A 22,670-nucleotide genomic window follows, 5' to 3' on the forward strand; every position below is an offset into this window, starting at 1 on the left:
CGCCCGGCGAGCCGCTCGAATGGCGGTGGTGACGGAAGCCGATGCTGAGCGGATGTTGGACGCTCTCTTGCGGGAGGGAAGGCGCCGGACGATCTGGCCGATCGGTTGGCGGATCGGTTGCTGATTCCGTTTCATGCCTCACTCTCGTCATCCTGGAGGGGTGCCCTGCCCGAAGGACAGGGCGATATAGCCAAGGTTTCGAGCCTGAGCCGAATGCCTCAAGCGACCATCCTGCGTGTCCCCAGGATTCCTGTCCCATTCGGGCCGTCCCGACCGATAACCTCGATCAGGTGGCCAGCGTCGCATCTGACATTTTGGGAGCTGCCCAACTCGGACTGGTTTCGAACGGTCGATGCACGGGTTCATGACCGAGCAACGGGAGTTGTTGCATGCGCGCTTCGACACCTGACAGGAGGCTGGTCGGCGATCGCGAGGCGAGCATATTTGCCTGAACCAGACGCCATGCAGATCTACGACTGTGTTGAGTTCGAGATCGCCATTCGGTGCGCCGATGTGGCCAGCGATCTTGCGTTTCCTCGACAGGATCTGCGGCGGCTGAGCGCGGCGAGGTGGGCGACGACCTGGCGCGCGCTACCGGGAGGCCGGAGTCGATCTGCCGGGGCCGGTGGTCGATCTCTGCTGGCGGCGCACCGTGCGCTGGTTCGGGCGAGTCGCGGCTGGAGCGCTCGGGACGCGATGCGACACCGATCAGCACGTGCCTTCGAAGCGGCGAGCTATCTCGATATCGCTACCTCGTTCGCCTGTCCTATCCAGCCGATGCTGGTGCTCGTCTCGGGCTTGAGCGGCAGCGGAAAATCGACCGTGGCGGCGGCGATCGCGCGGGCGACCAACGGCATCGTGCTCAGTTCGATGAAGCGCAAGAGGTTGGCCGGGTTGCAGCTGACCGATTCGGCCACGAGCGAGTGGCATCAGGGAATCTACACGCGTGAATGGGACCGCGCGGACGCATCGACGAGCGGAACGCGCGGTCGAGACGATCGAACGTGGGCGGACAGCGGTTGTGGATGCGACCTTCTGGACAATGCGCAACGGGAGCGGTTTGCCGAGGCGGTTTCGGTTCGGGGACGGGTGTTCGGGGAGCAATTCAGCGGTGAGGGATCCTCGACGTCGCTTGGGATGACGAGGGGGCTCACTGCGGCGAGGAGATCCCCCTCGGCGCTCGGGATGACGAGGGGTGCGCCGCTGCGTAGAGGAGATCCTCGGCTTCGCTCGGGATGACGAGGGGACTTCGCCAGGCGAGATCCTCGACGTCGCTCGGGATGACGATGCGACCCGCTGCGGCGAGGAGATCCTCGACGTCGCTCGGGATGACGAGGGGGATCGCTGGTGGCGAGGAGATCCCTCGGCGTCGCTCGGGATGACGAGGGGGGCCTGCTGCGGTGAGGGGATCCTTCGACGTCGCTCGATGACGGGGAGATTGACGGACGTGGGGATGTCCCGTCGTCGTCGTCGTCTGGACCGAATTGATGACGCCACGTCGAACGCGCATCGAGCGGCGGGCGCGCGAGCGGCAGACAGCCCCGATGCGACGTTCGAGATTCGTGAACGACAGATCGCCGAACTTGCCGAACGTCCGGTGCGGGTTCCCGACGGCGCACTGGGGCAACGATCGACACGGCGCGGACGGGCTGACCGTCGCTCGATCTGTTCCTTGCGGCCTGGAGATATCGCGGGGCTGATCAGGAGGTTCGGGGATGCGCCATGCCTGAGCGTACGGTGCTGACGGTCAATACCGGTTCGTCCAGCCTGAAAGCCGCGGTTTTCGACGCGGACGAGCTGGCCGACCGGCACATGACGGCGCTGGTGGAGCACATCGGGCACGCATCCGCATTGCGTGTGACCAGCGGAGCTGGATACGCTGGCGAACGAATCGAAAGACAGCCAGGGATCATGGCGCGAGGCGCTCGCCGTAGTTGCTCGATTGGATGAGGCGCAACGGCGAGATCGATCCGCTGGTCGCCATTGGGCACGCCTGGTGCATGGCGGTCCCAACTATCTGGCCGCAGTTGATCGATGACGCAATGGTGGCTGCCATCGAGCAGTTGATCCTGTTCGCGCCGAATCATCTCCTGCTGAAGCGCTCGCGGCCATCGCCACCACCTGAACACTTCCCGATCTGCCGCAGGCGGCCTGTTTTGATACCTGCCTTCACTGCACCATGCCGCCCGTCGCGCAGCGCTATCCCTTGTTGCCTGAGTTCGAGCGGATGGCGTCATCCGCTACGCTGGTTTCATGGCTTGAGTTACGCCTCGATCGTGGAGCAGTTGGCGACGACTCGCCGCCGCGCCATCGCAGGCGCATCTGGGCAATGGCGCCAGCATGGCTGCGCTGGTGGAAGGGGAAGAGCGTCGACACCACCATGGGATTCACCGCTCGGCGGTTTGATGATGGGTACGCGCGCGGCGATCTCGGACTTGGGCTGGATGCTCGATCTTCTGTAAATGAAACCGCTGGAGCATTGACGAGGTGGCTGATCTGGTGACCAATCAGGCCGGTTGCGCGGAGTGTCGCAACGTCTGCCGACATGAAACCCTGCTCGATCACGAAGTCGACGATGCCCAGACCGCCATTGCGCTGAACTTATGCGTTCACCGGCGCGCAAGCAGCTGGGGAGCGTTGCTGAGGCGGTGCTGGGGGGAATCGATTCGCTGGTCTTTACCGGCGAGATTGGCGGAGCACGCGGCCGAGATTCGGGAGCGGATCTGCCAAAGTGATTTCGGTTGAGTGGTTGACCAGACTGATTCAGAGAAGAACAAATCGAACTCGGAACGGTCAAGAGATCCCTCGGCGTCGCTCGGGATGACGTGGAGCTTTACTGTGAGGAAAATAGGTACGGAAATTTCGTATGACGATGCTCCTGCAATGTCATGGTGCCCTGTCCGACGAGGAGCGCATGATCGCGCGGGATACGATAACGCTCATTCAACGGGGGAGGGAATAGCATGAACTTATGCTCTCGATCCCGATCTTCCTCGGTCGTCGCCACTGAGGAAGCGCGGCTACTCCTTCCAAAGCGGACGGTCCGCTGTCGCCTGAGCTGCTGGACAAGATGCTGCGCTACTGGTAGGCGTCCAACTATCTGACCGTGGGGCAGATCTATTCGTAGCGAACCTTGCATGCGCGAGCCGCTGGTAGTCGAGCAGATCAAACCGCGCCTGCTGGGCCACTGGGCACCTCGTCAGTTGAATCTGTCTATACGTGCAGCTCAACCGTCTGATCAAGGAACGCGATGTCGACGATGCCTACCTGGCTGGTCCCGGACACGGGGGTCAGCCATTGTGGCGCAGGTCTACCTGGAAGGGACCTATTCCGAGATCTATCCCGCGGTCTCCGAAGACGAGGCCGGGATGCGCCAGCTCTTCCGCCACCTCGACACCGGGTGGAATTCCCAGTCATGTCAGCGTGCCAACCCCGATCGATTCGCGAGGGCGGCGAGCTGGCGGTGCTGAGTCAGTCCGCCTTCGGGCGGCGTTCGACAATCCCGATCTGCTGGTGGCGGCGGTGATCGGCGATGGCGAGGCGGAAACCGCTCCGCTGACCGGTGGATGGTAGTAGTATTTTCCTGAACCCGGCGCGCGATCGGCAGTGCTCCCGATCCTCCATCTCAACGGGTATTAAGATCGCCAATCCCACCGTCATGGCCGCATGGCCGACGAAGACATCCGCGCTCTGATCGGCGGGCACGCGGTGAGGTGCGGTTCGTTTGCGGTGACGATCCCGCCGCGGTTTTCCAACAGTTCGCGGCCACGCTCGACGGTACGACACGATTCGCGCGATCCAGACGGAAGGCGCACGCACGGTTTGCGGGTAACCCTGCTGGATGGCTATCGCCTCCCAGGTGCACACCCGCGGACTGGTCCCGATGGTCGATGGCATCCCTTGTCGGCACCTTCCGCTCGCATCAGGTGCCGCTTTCGGGCGTGAAGCAGGATCCGGCGCATTTGCAGATTTCCCAGTGGCTCCGCAGCTACAACCCGACGAGCTCTTCGATCGCGCTGGCAAACTCGTGCCGGAATCTGGCCGAGCTGGCGCCCACGGGTGACCGGCGCATGGGCGCGAATCCATACATCGGCGGCAAGCTGCTGGTCGACTGATGCTGGTTCGATCCGCACCTGTTCGAGCTGCCGATCGCAGCTCCCGTGGAAGCTGGCACGAAAACACGCGCCCCTTCGGGACATTCCTCGCGCGATGTTCACGCTGAACGCGGACGAGAAGAACTCCGCATCTTCACCGCCGATGAGCTGACCTGAACCGCCTGGGCGATGTGCTCCAGGTGGAGAATCGCCGTTGCGGCGAGCGATCGATATCGACGATCACCTCAGCCCCGACGGCCAGGTGATGGAACTTGAGCGGAGCAGACAATCGACGAGTGGAGGCCTATACCCTCACCGGGCGGCATGGGCTCTTCCCCACCTACGAATCGTCTGCGATGGTGGCGGCGTCGATGATCGTGCAGCATTCGAAATGGCTGCAGGAAGCCGCCGAGCTTCCTGGCGCGAGCCGATCTCCTCGCTCAACATCTTGCTTCACCTCGACACGGCGCAACGACCACAACGGCTTTAGTCACCAGGACCGGGGCTGATCGATGTCATGCTCTCCAAGATGAAGTCACGCATCTACCTGCCGCCCGACGCCAACACGCTCCTCTCGGTCGGCGAGCATTGCCTGCAATCGCGCAACTACGGAATCGATCAGATCGACAAGCAACCGCACTTGCAGTACCTGATTGACGAAGCGGAGCAGCAGACATCGATGCAGGCGTCGATCTGGCATTGGGCCGGCAACGAAGGGGATCTCGAGCCTGATGCGGTGCTGGCAGCGGCGGGCGACGTGCCGGACCCAGGAGATTCTGGCGGCCGCGGAAGCAGGTTGCGGCAATAAGGCCCAACTCACGGTGCGTGGTCAATGTGGTCGACCTGATGTGTCTCTTCATTCCGGCAGAGCCATCCACATGGCATGGACCAGACGCGTTTCGTCGATCTGTTCACCGCCGACAAACCGGTGGTTTTCGCGTTCCATGGGTATCAGCGCGCCATCCACGAGATTGTTCACGGTCGGGTGAACTCCGCAGTGAAGTTCCATGTGCGCGGGAAGTTCAACGAGGAAGGCACTACTCACATCTTGCTCGACATGGTGGTGCTGAACTCCATGAGCCGGCACGGTTCTGGCCGCGCTCGCTCTGAACGGGTGTTGCGCTTCCGCCAGCGGGCCGATGCGTGCCTATTGCCGAACTGAGCATGATCAAGAAAGCCGTGGCGTATTCGCGCGAGCATTTCGATCTGAAATCGGGTGAACTGGACATGGACTGGCAGCGGCGGGCTCCTACCCCGCGGTCGTCGTTGCAGGCCTTGTATCCGGTTCTCCGCAGTGGCGGGACCCAGCCCGCCAGCGGCCGCAGGCCGCCAATATGCTGGGTAAATCGACAACGTTTCGGACCGGCAAATCGGTTGCTGAGGCCTGCGACGCAGGCGCGATTGGCGGCCACGGGCGTCGTTACTTCGACCTCGACCAAGTACTCTCATCACGACACGACCGGTCGCGATCATACCGAACGAGGAGCGCATGACATGGCATCTTTCAATGTGAAAAAGCGGGCAAGCTGACCTACTACTACGACGGCGATCGCCCGCGCTTCTGGCGCTGGTCATCAGAGGAGGAACTGGACGGCGACTCCGAAGCTCTATTTCGCCGGACTCACGGGCGGCTGCCATTCGGCCAAGAACGTGCTCGGTCTCGACGAACTGGTCACCATGGATCCGCACAAGGAGATCCCGCTCGTCTTCCAATGCTGGGGAGGAATGGTTTGGCATGAGGCCGGGGATCGCCGATTCGCTGAAGGATCGACTTCATCGAAGTGCACGCGTTCGGCTGCCAGCCGAAGAGTCCGAACCTCGCTGGTCGACCCGGTCGGGTTCGCGCAGTTGAGCAAGACCGCCTGCGCAAGGAATAGATAGTTTGTTCCGCCTTTTCGCCGACAACCTGCCAGACAACGGAGTTCCCTGCCGGTTCACCAGCACTCACTGACGTGCCCGACAAGGCGGCGTCGTACGAGTTTTGACGGTTGGTTTCGCACAAAAGGCATTGCAGGAGAGCGAAATGACGGCGATGTGGAGCGGCTTCGGCCGGGGGCTGTATTCAGTGGCTGGCAGCGGGAAGGCAATCCGCCGCAATAGGTCTTCGCGGCGGCGATACGCGGCCGCGGTGGCGGTGGCGGTTGGGATCGCCCGCGGAATAGACGGGGTCGCTGATATCAGCGCCATTCGTGCCGGTAGTTGGCCCGAGATCCCCATCAGGGATCTCCAAGCTGAAGCAGATGGCGGGCTTTTCATCACGCCAACGGGCGAAAGCGCGCGATCATCGCGGCCAAAGCCAATCTGGTCGCTGGGAATCGACCACGCGCGAGCGCCCGAAGGTGGAGAAACCCTTGCGAAGGCAGTTGAGGCTATCCATGACGCAGGTTGTTAGCGGCCGATTAGGGCACGATCGCGGACGCGTGCCGCGGTCGCAGCCGGGGTCGATGCCGCTGGCACCCACTTGATGAGCGGTTACGTTGGGCGGCCTGAAACAGGAGGGGGCTCCGATTTCGCGCTCATCGAACAGATGGTCGCTGAGCTTTCCGTTCCGATTTTCGCCGAAGGCCGTTACTGGACGCGGGAAGACGTCGAGCGCTCGATTGCGGGCTTCGTTTGTCGTCGTCGAATGGCCATCGCTGAATCCGGGCAAGCGATTACGGAACGCTTCGTCGCGGCGTTGCGATAGGAGAGGGGTTCAGCGTCCAGGTGTCCAGTGTCCAGTGCACGGACTAAACCAGGCGCTGGACCCTGACTTGGGACCAATGTCGAACCACGCGCGCACGCGCAGGCAAGGGGGAACACTCAGGCGAGCAAAGCCTACGAACGGCATTGAACGACTTCGCGGCTTGATCGATGAGGTCGGTATCAAGGGGCCTCGTAGATCGAAGCGGCTGCCGCGCGATGGCGGACTCGATCGCCAACGGCGATTGGGCAGCCTTCTCGGTAGCGGGTGATTCGCATGATGGCGGAAGAGGTCTTCTACCGCGCCGGTGTGGGCTTTGGGCGTTCAACGCCATGCTCGATATCAATTCGACGAAGCGAACCCTGCGGGGCGGGATGGTCGAGCGCACCGAGGGGTACGCCGGGTTGCAGCTGATCGGTTCGATGCGCGTGCTGGCGAGGTGGTATCGTCAGCAACCTGGATCAATCCGGCGCCGATCGAGCTGGCGATAGTTGTGGGGAGCGTGGAGCGGCAACGATTGGTTCTGACTTTGGCTGAACATTACGGCAATGCCGTATCGCGCCATTCCTCCGGCCTATTGATCGCTGGCCGATCTGGTGGTCGATAGCCGCGTGCCCGTGGGTGACGGTATTCTCATATGGACGAAGATGAGGATACCGCGTCGCGGCGTCCTCCACCGTGCGCTTGGGGCGGCACTGACATGCCATCGGAGGCGGTGCAGGTAGCCGAAACGATGCTGGCCAGGTTGAACATGCCGGTGATCGTGATAGCGACATCCGGCGAAGTGATGGAGCAACGGGTGCGTTCCAGGACGAGTACGGTCCGCGCCTGACACCGTTCAAGGGTTGACCCGGTGGAACCCGACGCCTTGCTGCTCGCTATCGATGGTGGTCAAACCGCCACCAAGTCGTTGCTCGCGCGCGATGGGACCGTGCTGGCCAGGCGGCATCGGTGGTCCGTCCGACCATTTTCATCGAGGGCGGTGGAAAGAACTGGCGCGCAACTTGGGGCCGCGAACGATGTGCTGGAGAAGACCGGTATCGATCCGGCGCGTATCGTCGCGGGTCGGCGTCGGTCATGCACGGATTGCTCCACTGCAGCCGCGCGCCAGGAGGTGGCGGTGCGTATCGTGCGCGAACGGCTGTCTCAGAGGTTTCGGTCTTTCCCGACTACGTCACCAATCTGTATATTGGCGGGCAACCTGGGTGGTGTTCTATCGCGAGTGGGGCGGCGCCATCGGCTACGGGGTGACGGTCGATGGAAAGGAGGCCATCTCGGGTGGGTTCGGGTATCTCCTGGGCGATGAAGGCAGCGCGTTCGATATCGGCTTGCGCGCCATCGCCGCTGCCTGCCGTGGAGCTGATCAGTGACCAGCCGATGGTGCTGACCGAGATCGTTCTCCGGTATTTCGACGAGCGCAACGACTTGCCGCCGATTGTGTATGCGGCCGGGTTCTCACGCGAGCGAATCTCGTTGTCACCAGGAAGGTCGGACACACGGCGAACGCCGAAGATGCCGCCGTCGAAATCATTCGATCCTCCGGGCAGCAGGGAACTGCAGGTATGGCGCTGGGGGTGATGCGGCAGCTCTATGCGCCAGGACGCCTGCGCCGGTCTATCTGGACCGGGGCGTTCTCTCGGCGGGCCCGATCTTGATGGATCCGTTTGCATTTTCTCGTGGCTGGCCCACTGCCGAGCCGCGCGAGCTACTTGTTCCCACCAGCGGCCGGAGCTTTGTTCCTGGCTGCGCAATCGGTGGGATCGAGGCCGATGCGACGCCTGGTTGGCCAATGTGGCCGCCAGCCTTGCCGCGATCCGATCGGCATGAGCCGCGGGTGGGTGTGCGGGGCGGCCCAGGTTCCGCTTCCAGCGCCAGCCGGCACGCCAATGGAGGTATGGTGATGGTTCGGTCTCGCTGGCATGATCGATGAGCGGACCATCGGCGCATTGTCGTTGGAAGCAGGTGGATGGCCGGTTGGTGTTGGTCGCGGTCGATTGGTCATGGTCGACAGCGGCCTTGGTCGATGCAGTTGCCGGCGGCCGCCGGTGCATCGGTCCGAACTGGCAGCAGGCGGACTGCACACACACGAAGCGGACTGCTGGGGTCATTTCGGTTGCACCCGAGCGAACCTGATAGCTCTGAACCTTGGCGTTGCGGGGCGCATTCGGCCCGCGCGGTTGTCAAGGGCGCATGCTTGCTGCGCGATCGCGTGCCGAGCCGGCCGAGTCGCCGTTCGGAGCGGAGACGAGCGGGCTTGCGGCCAATCGAAACCGCGCCGACGGCCCGTGCGACCCACATGTTTCGATCCTCGCGATCGCACCGCGCGCGGGTGTTCACCCTCGCTGGTGGCCCATTTCGCTTGCCATCCCACGATCCTCAAGGCGGAAATCCGGCTCATCTCCGCGGACTTTCCGGGGCGTTCCGCCGTGCGCTGGAGCCGATGCCGTCCCAGGATGCCTTGGCTCCGGTCGTTCTCGAACGGCGCGGCAGGAGCACGCGGGCACCACGCGGCTATCCCAGGATAAAGGATGAGGTGGAGCGCGTTGGCGCCGGATTGGCCAACGCCGCCAGGTCGGCGCTCGAAATCGCCTGTCCGCTCGATCCCGTTCGCGTTCGCCCAGAAGGCGAGAAAGTGTTGCGACCTCGCGCGGACTGGAGCATCTACCCGCGGCGCCTTCGGGCGTCGTTGCCCACAGTCAGGACTCCGCGGCAACGGCGGCGCATCGTGGAGACCAGGGCGCAAGGCGCGATACTGCTCGAACGGCTCGCGCAGGCGGGGCGGACGCCATTCAGCGCACGACCGCCATTCCGGCGTGGCGGTTGGGCGATCTGCGGATCGTGGCCATTCCCGGCGAATGTTTGCATCTTGGGGAGCGGATCGTTCGATCCTCGCCCGATCCCGTGCTCGTGTTTGGCTATGCCAACGGATATGTCGGCTATCTGGTGGACGAAGCCGCCGACGCTGCCAGTACCTGCAAGAAGCGCTCGCCAGCCCTTCGCTCCTGGCGCCGGCGACGAACTGGCGAGTGGCGCTGGCGTGGCCACCCTGAACGCGCTCGCTTCGAAGCAGAGTTGTGACGCTGCCTACGCGCCCGAACTGCCGTTACTCGGCGACGAGCGTGCCCGATTCGACGACCTCGAGGGAAGTCGAGACACCGCGCCAACCAGTGACACCGGACGTTGATCTTGTCGTTTCAGGATGCCGGTATCTTCTGTGAACGTGGCGGTGCCCGAGACGCCCGAATCGCCGACCGGTTCCAGACCGATGATCAACCGGTCGTGTTGCCAGAAGTGGTCGGCCTTTTCCACCACGCCGCCAACAGCGCCACAAGCCACCACCACCGGTGGCGGCATCGTGCACCACCACCGAAACGGTGCGGCCGCCCAGGAGACCGCGGAGTTCATGTCGTCCAGCACGCCTTCGCCATACAACGCCGGTGTGACGCCGAGCGCGCCAGCAGCTCTTCGCCGCCACCCCGGGAGCCAGCGTGCCTGGACCCGTTCCCGCATAGCCGGAACCGCTCCGCTCGAACGCCTGTTGGCCGCTGAGCTGCGCGCAATCACCCTGATAGATGGAAGGATTGCTGACTTCGCTGATCTCGGACACGAGCGCCGGCGGCTGGAACGTCTTGTCGAGTTGCCGTCGTGCAGGTCGACCGCCACCGGCAACAGGCGCAGCTCGCCATTGGCCGCGCTGCCGATCAGATAGAGACTGTAGACCGTGTCGCCGACAAACGTGATTTCTTCCAGGTGCAATGTGGTGAAATCGCCCTCGCTGGTGGAGAGTTGCACGCGATAGGTTCCGGCGACCTTTTGCAGATAGTCGGAGACATCCTGGAAGGCCAGACGCGCCCACCCGTTCGGCAATATCGCCGCCGATGAGGACGGCATCGATCGAGGGCGCATCCGCCGCCCCATTGACGGCGCGGATGCGCGTGTTGCCGACAGGCACGTCCGTATTGGGAGCGAGCGGCGCGAGATCGACAGGGGAGACGAGGAGTTGGGGATCGGCGGCGGTTCCGACTGCGGCGAACTCATAGGCGATGCCCGCCTCGATCTGTTCGTCGGTGAGCGTGAACAGACTGGATGCGAACGCTTGCTCAGCCGGAACGAGATCGAAGGTGTAGTCGCCGGCTGGCAACGAGAAATAGCCGCTGACATCCCCGAAGGTCAGATCGTCGACCGCTTTGAGCCCATCGATATAGAGATCGAGCGCGATGTCGCCGTCGAGCGCGTTGATGAAGATCACGCAACCATCGTCTGGCGAACCGACGCCGAGCAACGTGCGCAATCGCTGAACCGCCGGCGACGCCTCGGGCGATCCGCTCGCGATCGGTGTGGCGTTCTGCGCCAGCGTTCCGGTGATCGTGACAAGCGCGAGCGCCAGCGCCGCTACAACTCCAGGGAAACGCGCGCGAATCGTCATAGGGGTCCTTCCCGTCTTTCGTCGAGCGGAATACGAAACCGGTCGAGTGCTGGTGATCGCCGGCGTTGCGCGCGGCTGGAAAGCGGTGGATCAGCCAGCCAATCGCCAACCCGATCAGCAGGAACGCGACCATGATGAGCGACAGCGGAACCGACGAGGTGCGGAAACACCCAGTCGATCTCGACCCGCTCGAAATTGCGGATGATGAAGACGGTGGCGGTCACCACCAGCACGATCAGCACGATCCAGCGAACCACCCGATCAGCCGGTGCCCACCGTCTGCTTGGCGCGTTGCGAGACAGGCGGTTTCAGGGCATTTGCCCACCGGGCACGGCCGGAGAGTTGTTCGATTGATCGCTCACTGGGAACCGTCCTGTTTCGTCGTTGGCGGATGCGGATGCACGTGCGGATGGCGCGCTTGCCAGCCGATCTCGTTCTTGTGCTTGCGGTCGCGAATCACCGCGCGGACGGATTCTCCCGTTCGATCAGGAGATATGCAAGCTCGTCCCGCAACACGAGATCGTAGATCGATTCGTCCACCGCGCCCGGCGAGCGCATCAATTCGTGCTCGATCGCGGCCGCCCGGGCGATCACCTGGGAAGCCACGGGAGTCGTGATCGCCGGAGCGCCTACCAGCGATCAGGATCACCCGGGCGATGATCTCAGTCGTTGGTCACGATCGACGCCATCGTGAATCCGATGGTGCCGAGAAGAACTGCTTTGCTGGCGGCGTGCAGCTTGGTGTACACGTCCGGCATGGAATGATGCCGATAACCCCCAGCGTCATGATGACCACGCCCATGACCACGAGCGTGTCGGCCAGGTATGGACCCAGGTGCCCAACCGGTCCAGAGAGCATCAGAAAATCTCCCCCTCACTGTGATAGCGGGCTGCGGCAATCGTCGCCAGGAAGAGAGGGCAGCACCAGCGCGGCATCGAGGGTAGTACCCCACCCGCTCCCGAATCAGGGTAGAGGATCAACGGGGCGATCAGCAACAACGTCACCATGTCCAGCGCCAGCACCCGCGTCGGTGACGAGCGGGCCCGCACCACGGTCAGCAGACAGACGCAGATCAGCACCGCCATCCACAGCGCCGCTCCGCGAAAAACGAGCTCATGCATACGCGCCTCCAGGTTTGACAGTCGGCGGTTGCCAGTCGTCGGCTGCTGGCGACTGCCGACTGGCGCCCGATGACTGACTGCCGATGCCTTGCATCATGGGAAGACCTTTCGTTGATAGCGGTCATAGAGTTCCTGCATGTCGGCGCGGATCTGGTCAGGGTCGCTCGCGTCCATCACATGCACCAGCATCAAGTTCCGGCCCAGTCGATATCGAGCAAGATGGAGCCGGCGCCGGAAGGTGGTGATTCCGGTCACGATGACGCCGAGCTTGCTCCGTTCGCCGATCGGCACCGCCACGATGCCGGGATGCTCCAGTTTGCGGATCGATCACGATGGCCGCCACACGCACCGATCCGATCAGGATCTCCCAGATGGTGATGCCGGCAAAGGGGAATGAAGTGGATCATCGGCTGGGAAGCGAGGAGCTCGCGGCCTGACTTGCCAGGTATGCAGGCACCGCATCGTAAGAGCGCCGGCACGATCGAACCGAGAATCGCGCCGATCAGCATGTCCCAGGGATCGTAGCTGGCGAGCGTCAGGCAAAAGCGGCCGTCAGCAGGATGACGATGAGCGCCGCGCGGATCATAGCGACGCCACCGCAAACTGGCCCGCCTGATCGCTCACCCAGAGAACCGGCTCAGGCCAAATGCCGATCAGCAAAGGTAATCACCGCCAGCACCACCACCACCGCGCGCACCGGGTCGGACTCGCCACTGCGTGGGCCGGAGTCCCCGGCATCTGGCGTCCAGAAGCGGCGTTGGTAGATCTGGAACATGTAGACGAACGAGAGCGCGCTGCCAGCGACCACCAGCGCGATGACGACCCGGTTGTCCTCCTCCGCTGCGACCCGGAAGAGCCCGGCCTTCCCCAGGAAACCACCGGCCGGGGGCACCCCGGCCACACTGAAACGCCCCCACCGCGAAGGCAAACCCGGTCAACCAGCCGCGCAGATTCTCGGTCAGGAAGAGCAATGTCTTGTTGACCGCGTTGACGATAGCGAAGAGGACCGCCGCGCTGAAACCGAGCGGCCCGCCGATGGCAAGCGCGACCAGGATGAAGCCAACCTGGCCGATCGACGAATAGGCCACCACTTCCGCCACCGACCGGCGCGAGAGCGCCTACGGCGATCCGTAGAGAATCGAGATGACCCCCAGCGCGAAGAACATCGGGGCGGCCGTCTCAATTCGTCTGGCAACATGCCGCCGCCCCAGCGCAACAGGCCGTACGTGCCGATGTTTGCCACGGCCCCTCCAGGATGGCAGCCACCGCCGGTCGGAGCGCGGTATAGACCATGGCAGCCAGAAGTGGAAGGGGAAGATGCCAGAAGCTTGATGCCGAAGGCCGTGAAGATGAGCACCGCGCTGAGAATGACCGACTCAGGAGCGAGCACCGCAACCCGCTGGGCGGCCGCATGTCAGGCCGGCCCGTTTGGTGATAGAGCGCGGCAATGCCCATCAGGAAAAAGGCCGAGCCGAGCAGATTCACAATTGCGAAGATCGTGGCCGGAAGGAGCTGGCGTCCCTCGTCGCCGTAGCCGGTAAGGACATGGGGACGAGATCATGGCGATCTCGAAAAAGACATAGAAGTTGAATGCGTCCGCGGTCAGGAACACCCCGGTGAGCCCGGCGCCCAGCAGCAAGACCAGGGCCGGGAACGACTGCGAGCGCACCCCATTGCAGACTTCGAAGATCAGGGCGGCCAGCAGCACGCCCGAAGTGAGAGCCAACGCGAAGGTGACGCCGCAGCATATCGGCCCGCAGACCGATGCCGACACCGGCAATTCCAATCGCCCGCAATCATCTGTTGCGGCCCCTCGTCGCGCACCTGATCGGCGAGCGCCACCAGCGCCGCGATGGCCGCGATCAGCGCCGCTACGGCCAGCCAGCCGACCGCTTGCGCCGCCCGTCAGAATCGCGACGCAGACCCCGCGATCCAGAGTATCCCCAGCCCCGATCAACATGGAACGGCTCCGGTGTTGTCAGCAGGCAGCAGGCGGCACGCGGCGTGCAGCATGACGGCGCCGCGGATCGGCACGCGTTCACTCGCCACCTCTGTACTGCGTGCTGCCTGCGCCTGCCGCGTGCTTTCGTCGTCCACCTCTCGGTCCTGGAGGACACTCGATGCCGGGTTCGGGCGGGACTTGTTCTTCTTCGAGCTGGACCAGGCGTTCCTCGAAGTCGAGTGTGCTCGATGTCGACCGAGCGATGCGCCACATACACGCGGTAGATGAGGCTGATGAGGAGCGCCGAAACCCCAAAGCTGATGACGATGGCGGTGAGCACCATAGCGCACCACCGGATCGCTGATCGCTTCCCAGGAATCGGGGATAGTCGGCTCGGTGCCTCGGCTGAAGCGGAGGACATGATGAAGAGGTTCACCGAGGTGGGAGATCAGGATCGTGCCGCCCACGACCTTGATGAAGTCATGCAGCAGCAGATAGCTGCCAGCCGCGAAGAGCAACCCGATGTGACGAGACGATCAGCGTCATGAGCGCCGCTCCGGCGGTGGCATGCGCCAGCAGATCGAAGATGCCGACGCACACGCCCATCACCAGCAGGAACACGCCGATATCGAAGAGGAACGGTGTGGTCAGCTCCAACGCGCCGATGTGCATCGCATCCCTGTCGGGGCCAGGGTAGTGGGTCATAATCGGCTCCCCGCGCAGGACGGGAAAGAACGCCGTGGCGAGCGCCAGCAACAACCCGATCATGGCAGTTTGGCGCGCACTGGCGCACCAGGCGCATCGTTTCCGCGGTTTCGGTGCCGTAGGTGACATACACCATGATCACGCCCAGCGCGGCAATCACCCTGCGCTGAAACCATCGCCGAATCGGGTAGCCCTTGATCAGGATAGCAGAGAGCAGCCATCCAGGTCGGTAGGAGCAACGAGCGAGCGGCCTGCCTGGCCATGCCGTTGTTCATCGCAACCGCCTCCGCCGAATGAGGTGGCGATGCCGGGGAAGGCAATGCCAGTCACGGTGATCTCTCCCATGGTGTCGAGGTCCGCGGAAGTCGGCCGGGATGACCGTCACGATGGCGTCGCCATGAGCTTCCAGGTGAGATCGACGTATTCCTCAGGATGCTGTCGACCGGGCCAGACGGGAGAGCACGCCCCACGCCGCCAGGAATGCCAACAACCGCCGAAGGCCGCCAACGCAATCGCGCGCACCCGAGTGAGTATGCGCCGCTTCCTGTGGCTCATCCGAGGGGACGACATCGGCATGCTCCACGTTGCGCGGGAGCAGAGCCAGAAGGCGAAGAGGCCGAAGAGGGTCTCCACCAGCACCGCCACCAATGCCACATCAGGCGCCCGCAACAGGGCAAACACCACCGAGATCGCGAACCCAACCCCGGAAAGCGCGAGCGCCATGGAGAAGTGATCACGCGGGAATGCCGCCGCCACGCCGGCAATGCTCGCTACCGCCACCATCATGATCAGGGGCCAATCGTCCCGATGCACATTGCCCATGCGAAACGAGTTGTCGGCATTGGTGAAGATGGGCGTAGTCCTACCATCAGCGCCGCCGGGAACCAGCACCGTGGCCACGCGGCTGCGCAGGTCGCGCACTTCGATCCAGTGAATCGGTCGGACAGATTGTTGAATTCAGCACACCGGCGGTAGACCCGTTCCGGACCAAAGCGCGCGCCAAAAGAGCTCCGGCCACCTCGACTGTGTCGAACCAGATGCGGCGTGTCAGGCACCAACCCGATGCCAATGGCGCGGCAATCGCCATACCGTTCTCGATGGTCCACTGCAGGTGATAGGCAGGATGGAGCGCATCGTCGCGTTGCAGGGCGACTTGTCCGGCTGGATGCAACCCTGGCGAACGGTTCGGGCCAGATGCCGCCGATGGTGAGAGCGCGCCGAGCGCGGCAATGGGCGCCACCAGTGTGAAGGAGACCGGCCGCGGCGCTCCGATCTCCGGTCCGCCGAAGATCCCCACCAGAACCGCGCCAGATGGCAGAAGGTCATCGACGCGGCCACGGCCGATGGCGCGCCGGCGCGGCCATGGTGCGCGGCGGCTTCGAAAATATTCGTCCTTGAAGAACCCCATGGTCAGCGGGATCGCCGCCAGCGACGCGGCGAGTGCCGCTGGCAGCCGCCAGGAGCGGCATGGTGCGGCGCAGGCCGCCTGTTTGGCCAGGCTCGCGCCATCGGTCGCTTCGGTGACTGTTCCGGCAGTCAGGAAGAGGCGCGCTCTTGCCCAACCCGTGCGCAATGATGGCGAACATCGCCCCAAGACACCGGCTTTCCCCCCAAGCCCGAACATGGTTACGATATAACCGTATTGCGCGATCGTGGAATAGGCGAGCAGTCCGCTTCATGTTGTCACGTGTGACGGATACCCCGGTCAACATCGAGGCCACGCCGACCACGATCGACGGGGTCGAGCATCCACTCCGCAGCGCGATGAGCAGGTCAGGCTCTCGATCAGGAAGACGCCGGCCGCCACCGCCCCTGGCCGCCGAATGGAGATATATTAGGCCGGAAACGGGCGTGGGCGCGGCCATGTACGCGGCAACCAGAGAGACAGAGAACCTGGGCGCTTTTTGCCAGCGCGGCAATGAGGATCAACACCAGGGCAATGTCAGATTCATCGTTAGGCACGATGTCTCGGGATCGGAAGCTGAAACGAGCCAATTCGGCATCGAGCATCAACGCGCCGATCAGGAAACCGACGACCGCGCTGATGCCGGTCACGATGAGCGCTGTGAAGGCCGAGATGCGCTTCGCTGCGTATCGAAGCGATCGAGTAGTACGAAGCGATGTGCGTCAAATCCCAGAAGAGGAAGATCAGCATCACTGCGCCATGACCAGGCCAGTCATGGCGCCCTTGAAGGAGGATGAACGCGAAGAAGCGCGTTTGGTCGGCGTCTGGCCAGTGCTCAGCGCGATGGAGATGGAGCAGGGTCCTGTCCGCTGGCGTAGACGGCGACCAGCCGTCCCGGTAGCCGGCAGGGCGAACAACTGCGCAGGCCATCGGCTGAGGTGGAGCCGCATCCCACAGGCGGGGGCCCACTCCTTGTCGATAGTCGAACCAGACGAGCAGCATTTGGCGAGCGCGGCCAGGAACGCGATAGCGCCGTAGTGACGATGGCGACCGGTCTGGTGAGTGACGGGCGCGCAGTCAGGCTCCGCCTGGTCAACAGGGCGGCAATGAGAGCGGCCGCAGAAGCAACGTCGCGTTCAACTGGTACGCAAGAAACGCCGGTTCACCGGGACTCCTCTGCCGGTGGACCTTCCTGACGGTTTGACCAGTCTATCAGTTGCCAGTAGGCAGTCGTCGGTTGTCAGTAGGCAGTTGTCAGTCGCCAGTGGTCGGTTGCACGAAGGCGGTCGACTGGAGGCCTTGTTGCTGTCAGCACGCTCCTCAAAGCCTCCCCGGCCTCCGGACCCAGGGCCCCGGACGCGAGGAGGGCGGAGACGCCCTTCACTACGACCGGTGCAGTTGTCGCGGGGCTCCGGCCTCGGACCCTCGTCTCTGGACTCTGGACTCTGGACTCTGGACTCTGGACTCTGGACTCTGGACCCTGGATCCTGGACCCTGGACTCAGGACCTGAACTACCGTTCGGCCACGACCTCGACTCCTTCCCGGAATGTTGGCCGTGCTCGACGCTTCCAAACCGTGCGGGATTGTTCTCTGCTTTGCCTAGGCAAAGCCCGCAATCACCGGGAGAGCACATAGGCTTCCCCATCTTCGCTCACACCTCCGCCAAGCAAGAGCAGGTAGGGTCAGCCGAAATTCCTGGAACTGCCACTTGCCCACGGAATCGTGCGAGAGGCTCAGAATCTTGCCAGTGCAATAGTCGACCGCCAGGAAGAAGCCCTCGAGGAAGGGAATGTCGTCGCCACGATAGACGCCCACCCCTGCCACTGCGCATCCATGCCCATGCGGATACTCCGCGACCGGCAAGGTGCCCATCTCCAGGCACGAGCCGGTGCTCAATCAGATTGACGCAGTGGGCCTTACATCCGGCCAACCGAAATTCTGGCCGCCATTGCTGGATGCGGGAATGAAGTTGATCTCTTCCAGGACATCTCACCGACATCGGTGATGTACATATCCCCGGTTCATAGTCGAACTGCCACGACCAGGGATTGCGCAATCCCATCGCAAAGGTAACGGGCGCGGCGGGGTAGGGTGTAGCTGGCGTTGTACGGATTGTCGGGCGGAATCGTGTAGTACGTGCCGTTTTCGTCGTTCACGATATTGATGCGCAGAATCTTGCCGAGGCTCTGGTCCATCTCCTGCGCCGTGAAAAGGTCGTGCACGCCGAAGAACGCGCCGTTGCCGCTGCCGATATAGAGATAGCCGTCGTTCGGGCCGAAATGAATCGTGCCGCCGTTCAGGATCGGCGTCGGATGCGGGATCTTGATGATATCGACGGCATGATCCGGGTCAGCCTTGTTCGGATCATCCGCCGATACGCGGTATTGCGAGACCACGGAGACCGCGTTCACGTTGTAGTCGGTATAGGCCGGGTAGAAGAGCCCGTTGGTTTCGTAGTCAGGATGGAATGCGATGCCGAGCAACCCCTGGTCCTGGTGCACGGAAACCACGATCGGGCCGATGTCGATAAACGGCTCCGGCAACAGCTCACCTCGGCCGTCAGGATCCGCGCGTTCACCATAGCGCTCGCCAATGAAGAGCCGGCCCGTGCCATCGAACGCCGGAGTAATCACGCGCGGGCTTTCCAGCCCGTCTGCCACCTTGACCAGGGTGACCGATCCCTGACCTGGGTAGAGCCCGGTCAAAACGATATGCGCTGGAAGCGGCGTGCCTTCAGGCGGACCGTCCGGGATCTGAGTTGGCGTTGGCTCGGCCACAACCGGTGACGCGGCCGGGCTTGCGATTGGGCTTGCAATGGGACTCGCAACCGGGCTTGCGGCCGGTGATCCGGAAGTCGGTGTGCTGTCACAGGCGACCGCAGTGGGACGATCAAGAGCGACAAGAGCACCAGCGTGCCGAAAAGTGTCATCCGTCGGTGTGCGTTCATGGCTGCCGTCTTCCTGACATCGACGGAGCAGACACCGGTTGGGACCGGTCGATTCAGGTGGAGCGCGCCAACCCGAATCAGCGCCACGTGCGCATTGTTTCCTGTCTGCCAGAAGGTACCACACGCGCCACGCCTCGACGCAAAACGCGCACACGGCCATGCCGGTCATTCCGGATTTATTGGCATGGTTGCTCGATCCGTATCGTTCGGTCCCCGCGGGAGGCACGAACGTTCCATTTCACGGTGTACGGACGGCCTTTTAGCAATTTCTCAGCTTCGCTACCACTGGTAAGGGGACCCAAAATTCAAGATGCTTTCTGCTGCCCGAGGCCACGCGTATGAAGTGATCCGGGCAGGCGTACCGGACAATTATCTGATCCAGCAGGCCACAGCAGTACAGAGAGCATCGGAGGCGGGTCAGGAGTTGCGCCAGCATGCGCTCTCGAACCGATCGCCGGCGGCGATCGGCTCCCCAGCGGACTGGGAACCTACGCTGAACATCCAGCCACTTTTCGATCACCGCCAATGTGCGTGGCAGAGGTGATCTGACGAGTTGGAAGATGGCGTCGAAAGCCGCAGCATTTGCACTCGGTCGCACGCGCTTGGGAAACGGGAAGAGACTCACGATTGCCGGGATTACCGTCATGCTGCTTTCGTCGTCATAAGGCCGTCCACATCGCCCGTCAGTTCAATTCGCTTTCGGCCATCGAGTCCCGCCGCAGCGCTCGCCGGATTGCGCACGCTCGATGGGTATGGCTGGAGCGATGGATATCTGCGCTGCCCTGCCCAGGTCGCTGCTCTGGCCAGTGCTCAGCGGGAGCGCATGCAGCGAGTTCTGGGGCCGCTGGTGCGCGTTTGATCAGCATTGGTGGCAGTGGGGTTTCTCGCGGTGCGCTCTGCCACAGACTGGTTGTTTGGAGCGCGGGCTGCCTGCTTCGCGGCGGGCGCGCTTGCGCTCAGCGCCCCATTCTGGGTGGCTGGGCATCTGAGCTCGATGGAAGCGCCGGCGCTGGCAGCCACATGCATTGCGGTCTGGGCCATCGTGCAGCTTGCGCGCTTCGATCATCGTGGATGGCTCTTGCTGGCGACGGCGATGTTGACCGTGGCGATGCTGGCGCACTATCGCGCTGTGCTGATGCTGATTCTGCCACCATGCTGATCGCCGCGTTGCGTCGCCGGCGCGCCCCAATCGATATCGGCCTGATGTGGCTGCTGGCGGGGCTTGCCCTGGTCGTGTACTTCGATATTTTTGCCACCCAAATCGTCGATGTCTTGTCACCGGGAAGAGTTTTCGGGCTCTCCGATGGGATCGGCGCCTACGACTCGGCAAATGCGGTCCGGGCGGTCATCGTGCTGTGGGGCGTCCTGCCCTTGCTGGCTGGTTTCGCTGCCTGGTATCGGAACCGAGGTTTGCGTCAGACCATTTGCTGCGTTCCTGATGGGCCCCGCGCTGGCTGGGGACGTGGCTCCTTAGCGCGTGACGGAGCTACCCTGGTCCATCTCGATCTCGCGCTCGGAACCGTGTTGCTCTATCCGCGGATTGGGCTGGCGCTGGCGGAGGTCTCCTGGGATCGCGCCCGGCTGATCGTGCTTGGCGTCGCTGTGCTTGGGCTTGGGTTGCTTGCCGCTCAGCAAACGCGGGCGTTCGATCGCAGGTGGCCCATTCGTCCGAACCAGTTGCCGCGTTGGTCCAGCGCCATGAAGCCAGGCGATCAGGTGCTCGCAGACGAGCGCTGGCCCTATGCGCTCGCGCTCTATGGGGCCGACCGGATCGAAGCGCCGAACGATGTGCTCGACGAATCGTTGCTTTTCGAGCGCGATGTCGTTTTTCGACTTCTGCAGCTTCTCCTGGTTTGTCGATTCGCAGGCGATCGATCCCTGGAGCGCGCTGGTCATGACCGGTATCGGCTCCTGTGGAACCTTTATGAGCCCGTGGTTACCGCCAGTTCGAGCGTCTCCTCGGTGAGCGACGGATTGCGGGATCGCGAGCATCTCGTTCAGACGGTCGTGCGTCACAACACGAAGCCGTTCCAGGGGACGTATGAACCCCTGGAAGATCCGGCTGGCGGGTATCCTGGCGATGGCCAGTATGTTGTGGTGTGGACCCTGGCTCCTGATGCACCTCAACTACGAGAACTTCTGGCTCTCGGTCCCCGCCCGCGTTTGCCCTGAGCCTGACCATGGCGTTGACCGCGGTGACGTGCATCAACGAGTGGCTGCGCGCCGTTCCGGAAACGCACCCCGTGCCAAAGGGAAGAACCGATTGTGGGGGGTATTGGTGCCAACCCTCGGCGAACCGTTGTCGATGGTGCTGCGCACGGTCGAATCGATCTTCGCCCAGGATTGGCCGGCCAATCGGTTGGTGGTCATCGTCAGTGACGATCTGGGGGTCTCCAGAACTGGAGCATGAGGTCGAGCGGCTGCAGGACCACTATCGCATTGGCCGCATCGTCTACCACCGTCCCCGGGTCGCGAGTCGTCGCTACGACGGGGCGATGCCAAGGCCGGCAATCTCAACTCCGCCTACGACCGGCTGATCGAGATCGAGCCGAACGTCAGCTACATCGAAACGCGCGATTGCGACGACGAAGTCGTCGAGCCGTTTTTCTTGCGGCAGGTCGTGGGGCTCTTGCTGCACGACGACGCGCTGGCCTTTGTCCAGACTCGCAAGACCGCCGAGGTATCCGAGGGGACCCGTTCAACAATCTCGAACGATCTTCTATGAAGGGATGCTCCTCGCGCGCCACGCGACCAGCGCGGTTTCCCGTGCGGATCGGGGCTGGTCTGGCGGCGCAACGCGCTCAGATCGTCCGGTCTTTTCCCCACCTGGAGTCTGGTCGAGTGAGACCTGATGTCCAGGATCGAAGCGCTCCGGCTCGGCTGGAAGAGCGCCTATCTCCCCATCGTCGGCGCTCAGGCGCAACACGCCCCGGAAGACATCCCCAATGTCTACAAGCAACGGGAGCACCTGGGCTTTCGACACAATGCGCATCATGTTCTGGCTCGATTTCAGGGGCTGGGCGTTCGGCAGCGGCTGCAATTCATGCAGATGGCCATCTTCTATCTGCACAGCTTCGCGACCATTCTCTTCATGCTCTGCATCTCGGTGACGCTGTTCCGCAATATCTATCCCTTCCGGCTCCGGGACAAGAAGCGGCCATTCGCTTCTGGCCGCTGGTGGTTGCCGCCGAGCTCTTCCTGGTCTCGCTCAAAGGCAACCGCCCGTTCGAATCCGGTCTGGCGGTTGCGCGAGATGGCCGTCAGTCTGGCGCCGATCATGCCATGGCATCGTTGCGGGCGCTGTTTGGCGGCCCAGATTGCGCATACCGCTATCGGGTAACGCGC

Annotated in this window: 24 protein-coding genes and 1 pseudogene; 11 read left to right on the forward strand and 14 right to left on the reverse strand. The window is 63.2% G+C overall.

What is annotated here, in order from left to right:
• The first annotated feature begins 696 nt into the window (after positions 1 to 696).
• Entirely contained in the window at positions 697 to 1,239 is a 543-nt protein-coding gene (locus tag R2855_13410; GenBank protein MEZ4532001.1) for an AAA family ATPase, read from the forward strand.
• A 483-nt stretch (positions 1,240 to 1,722) separates the two neighbouring features.
• Entirely contained in the window at positions 1,723 to 1,950 is a 228-nt protein-coding gene (locus R2855_13415) for a hypothetical protein (GenBank protein MEZ4532002.1), read from the forward strand.
• A gap of 1,521 nt (positions 1,951 to 3,471) precedes the next feature.
• Here the strand turns inward: R2855_13415 and R2855_13420 are convergent.
• Positions 3,472 to 3,705, reverse strand: a complete 234-nt coding sequence (locus R2855_13420) for a hypothetical protein (GenBank protein ID MEZ4532003.1) — start codon at positions 3,703 to 3,705, stop codon at positions 3,472 to 3,474.
• 8 nt (positions 3,706 to 3,713) lie between these two features.
• On the opposite strand from R2855_13420, the gene R2855_13425 reads away from it, so the two are divergent.
• The 5 genes and pseudogenes from R2855_13425 (at position 3,714) to R2855_13445 (ending at position 9,855) form a co-directional block, all read left to right on the forward strand.
• Positions 3,714 to 4,115, forward strand: a complete 402-nt coding sequence (locus R2855_13425) for a hypothetical protein (GenBank protein MEZ4532004.1) — start codon at positions 3,714 to 3,716, stop codon at positions 4,113 to 4,115.
• A gap of 335 nt (positions 4,116 to 4,450) precedes the next feature.
• A pseudogene (locus tag R2855_13430) lies at positions 4,451 to 5,256 on the forward strand (hypothetical protein).
• Between the two features lie 1,739 nt (positions 5,257 to 6,995).
• Positions 6,996 to 7,268 carry a hypothetical protein gene (locus tag R2855_13435; GenBank protein ID MEZ4532005.1) on the forward strand — a complete coding sequence of 91 codons (273 nt, stop codon included), beginning with the start codon at positions 6,996 to 6,998 and terminating at the stop codon, positions 7,266 to 7,268.
• A 714-nt stretch (positions 7,269 to 7,982) separates the two neighbouring features.
• Positions 7,983 to 8,147 (forward strand): hypothetical protein, encoded by a 165-nt coding sequence (locus R2855_13440; GenBank protein ID MEZ4532006.1) that lies wholly within the window; start codon positions 7,983 to 7,985, stop codon positions 8,145 to 8,147.
• 1,450 nt (positions 8,148 to 9,597) lie between these two features.
• The gene (locus tag R2855_13445) at positions 9,598 to 9,855 is read left to right on the forward strand and encodes a hypothetical protein (protein MEZ4532007.1); all 258 of its coding nucleotides are present in this window, start codon (positions 9,598 to 9,600) and stop codon (positions 9,853 to 9,855) included.
• 25 nt (positions 9,856 to 9,880) lie between these two features.
• Here R2855_13445 and R2855_13450 read toward each other — a convergent pair whose 3' ends face one another.
• The 12 genes from R2855_13450 to R2855_13505 all read right to left on the reverse strand — a co-directional run bounded on the left by R2855_13450 (position 9,881) and on the right by R2855_13505 (position 19,155).
• Positions 9,881 to 11,203 carry a DUF4397 domain-containing protein gene (locus R2855_13450; protein ID MEZ4532008.1) on the reverse strand — a complete coding sequence of 441 codons (1,323 nt, stop codon included), beginning with the start codon at positions 11,201 to 11,203 and terminating at the stop codon, positions 9,881 to 9,883.
• On the reverse strand, positions 11,200 to 11,460 hold the full coding sequence (locus tag R2855_13455) for a hypothetical protein (protein MEZ4532009.1): 261 nt from the start codon (positions 11,458 to 11,460) through the stop codon (positions 11,200 to 11,202). Before R2855_13455 ends, R2855_13450 begins: the two co-directional genes overlap by 4 nt.
• Before the next feature lie 199 nt (positions 11,461 to 11,659).
• Entirely contained in the window at positions 11,660 to 11,809 is a 150-nt protein-coding gene (locus tag R2855_13460; GenBank protein ID MEZ4532010.1) for a hypothetical protein, read from the reverse strand.
• A gap of 252 nt (positions 11,810 to 12,061) precedes the next feature.
• Positions 12,062 to 12,325, reverse strand: coding sequence for a hypothetical protein (locus R2855_13465; protein MEZ4532011.1), 264 nt, complete (start codon positions 12,323 to 12,325; stop codon positions 12,062 to 12,064).
• A 93-nt stretch (positions 12,326 to 12,418) separates the two neighbouring features.
• Positions 12,419 to 12,622, reverse strand: coding sequence for a hypothetical protein (locus R2855_13470; protein ID MEZ4532012.1), 204 nt, complete (start codon positions 12,620 to 12,622; stop codon positions 12,419 to 12,421).
• Between the two features lie 340 nt (positions 12,623 to 12,962).
• A complete protein-coding gene (locus R2855_13475; GenBank protein MEZ4532013.1) occupies positions 12,963 to 13,226 on the reverse strand; it encodes a hypothetical protein in 264 nt (87 codons plus the stop codon).
• 513 nt (positions 13,227 to 13,739) lie between these two features.
• Entirely contained in the window at positions 13,740 to 14,099 is a 360-nt protein-coding gene (locus R2855_13480; GenBank protein MEZ4532014.1) for a hypothetical protein, read from the reverse strand.
• Positions 14,100 to 14,747: 648 nt separating this feature from the next.
• On the reverse strand, positions 14,748 to 15,101 hold the full coding sequence (locus R2855_13485; GenBank protein ID MEZ4532015.1) for an MnhB domain-containing protein: 354 nt from the start codon (positions 15,099 to 15,101) through the stop codon (positions 14,748 to 14,750).
• Positions 15,102 to 15,353: 252 nt separating this feature from the next.
• Positions 15,354 to 15,893, reverse strand: a complete 540-nt coding sequence (locus R2855_13490) for a hydrogenase subunit MbhD domain-containing protein (protein ID MEZ4532016.1) — start codon at positions 15,891 to 15,893, stop codon at positions 15,354 to 15,356.
• Positions 15,841 to 16,641: a proton-conducting transporter membrane subunit gene (locus R2855_13495; protein ID MEZ4532017.1), complete on the reverse strand. Its 801-nt coding sequence runs from the start codon at positions 16,639 to 16,641 to the stop codon at positions 15,841 to 15,843. Before R2855_13495 ends, R2855_13490 begins: the two co-directional genes overlap by 53 nt.
• Positions 16,642 to 17,977: 1,336 nt before the next feature.
• The gene (locus R2855_13500; GenBank protein ID MEZ4532018.1) at positions 17,978 to 18,241 is read right to left on the reverse strand and encodes a hypothetical protein; all 264 of its coding nucleotides are present in this window, start codon (positions 18,239 to 18,241) and stop codon (positions 17,978 to 17,980) included.
• Between the two features lie 158 nt (positions 18,242 to 18,399).
• The gene (locus R2855_13505; GenBank protein MEZ4532019.1) at positions 18,400 to 19,155 is read right to left on the reverse strand and encodes a PQQ-dependent sugar dehydrogenase; all 756 of its coding nucleotides are present in this window, start codon (positions 19,153 to 19,155) and stop codon (positions 18,400 to 18,402) included.
• Positions 19,156 to 20,214: 1,059 nt separating this feature from the next.
• Here R2855_13505 and R2855_13510 point away from each other — a divergent pair.
• The 3 genes from R2855_13510 (at position 20,215) to R2855_13520 (ending at position 21,735) form a co-directional block, all read left to right on the forward strand.
• On the forward strand, positions 20,215 to 20,484 hold the full coding sequence (locus tag R2855_13510; GenBank protein MEZ4532020.1) for a glycosyltransferase family 39 protein: 270 nt from the start codon (positions 20,215 to 20,217) through the stop codon (positions 20,482 to 20,484).
• Positions 20,478 to 21,497, forward strand: coding sequence for a hypothetical protein (locus tag R2855_13515; GenBank protein MEZ4532021.1), 1,020 nt, complete (start codon positions 20,478 to 20,480; stop codon positions 21,495 to 21,497). The genes R2855_13510 and R2855_13515 overlap by 7 nt, the downstream gene beginning before the upstream one ends.
• A gap of 91 nt (positions 21,498 to 21,588) precedes the next feature.
• Complete coding sequence (locus tag R2855_13520; protein ID MEZ4532022.1) at positions 21,589 to 21,735, forward strand: hypothetical protein; 147 nt, start codon at positions 21,589 to 21,591, stop codon at positions 21,733 to 21,735.
• Between the two features lie 72 nt (positions 21,736 to 21,807).
• On the opposite strand, the gene R2855_13525 is transcribed toward R2855_13520, so the two are convergent.
• Positions 21,808 to 21,963: a hypothetical protein gene (locus tag R2855_13525; GenBank protein ID MEZ4532023.1), complete on the reverse strand. Its 156-nt coding sequence runs from the start codon at positions 21,961 to 21,963 to the stop codon at positions 21,808 to 21,810.
• A 213-nt stretch (positions 21,964 to 22,176) separates the two neighbouring features.
• Between R2855_13525 and R2855_13530 the strand changes: the two genes are divergently transcribed.
• Positions 22,177 to 22,665, forward strand: coding sequence for a hypothetical protein (locus R2855_13530; GenBank protein MEZ4532024.1), 489 nt, complete (start codon positions 22,177 to 22,179; stop codon positions 22,663 to 22,665).
• Positions 22,666 to 22,670 lie beyond the last annotated feature (5 nt).

The sequence above is a fragment of the Thermomicrobiales bacterium genome, from assembly GCA_041390825.1.
Lineage (GTDB): Bacteria > Chloroflexota > Chloroflexia > Thermomicrobiales > UBA6265 > JAMLHN01.

Coding starts and splice junctions, on each gene's coding strand:
- R2855_13410 (MEZ4532001.1), top strand. CDS start 697: ATGCGACACCGATCAGCACGTGCCTTCGAAGCGGCGAGCTATCTCGAT.
- R2855_13415 (MEZ4532002.1), top strand. CDS start 1,723: ATGCCTGAGCGTACGGTGCTGACGGTCAATACCGGTTCGTCCAGCCTG.
- R2855_13435 (MEZ4532005.1), top strand. CDS start 6,996: ATGGCGGACTCGATCGCCAACGGCGATTGGGCAGCCTTCTCGGTAGCG.
- R2855_13450 (MEZ4532008.1), bottom strand. CDS start 11,203: ATGACGATTCGCGCGCGTTTCCCTGGAGTTGTAGCGGCGCTGGCGCTC.
- R2855_13465 (MEZ4532011.1), bottom strand. CDS start 12,325: ATGCATGAGCTCGTTTTTCGCGGAGCGGCGCTGTGGATGGCGGTGCTG.
- R2855_13485 (MEZ4532015.1), bottom strand. CDS start 15,101: ATGTCACCTACGGCACCGAAACCGCGGAAACGATGCGCCTGGTGCGCC.
- R2855_13515 (MEZ4532021.1), top strand. CDS start 20,478: ATGCTGATCGCCGCGTTGCGTCGCCGGCGCGCCCCAATCGATATCGGC.
- R2855_13530 (MEZ4532024.1), top strand. CDS start 22,177: ATGTCCAGGATCGAAGCGCTCCGGCTCGGCTGGAAGAGCGCCTATCTC.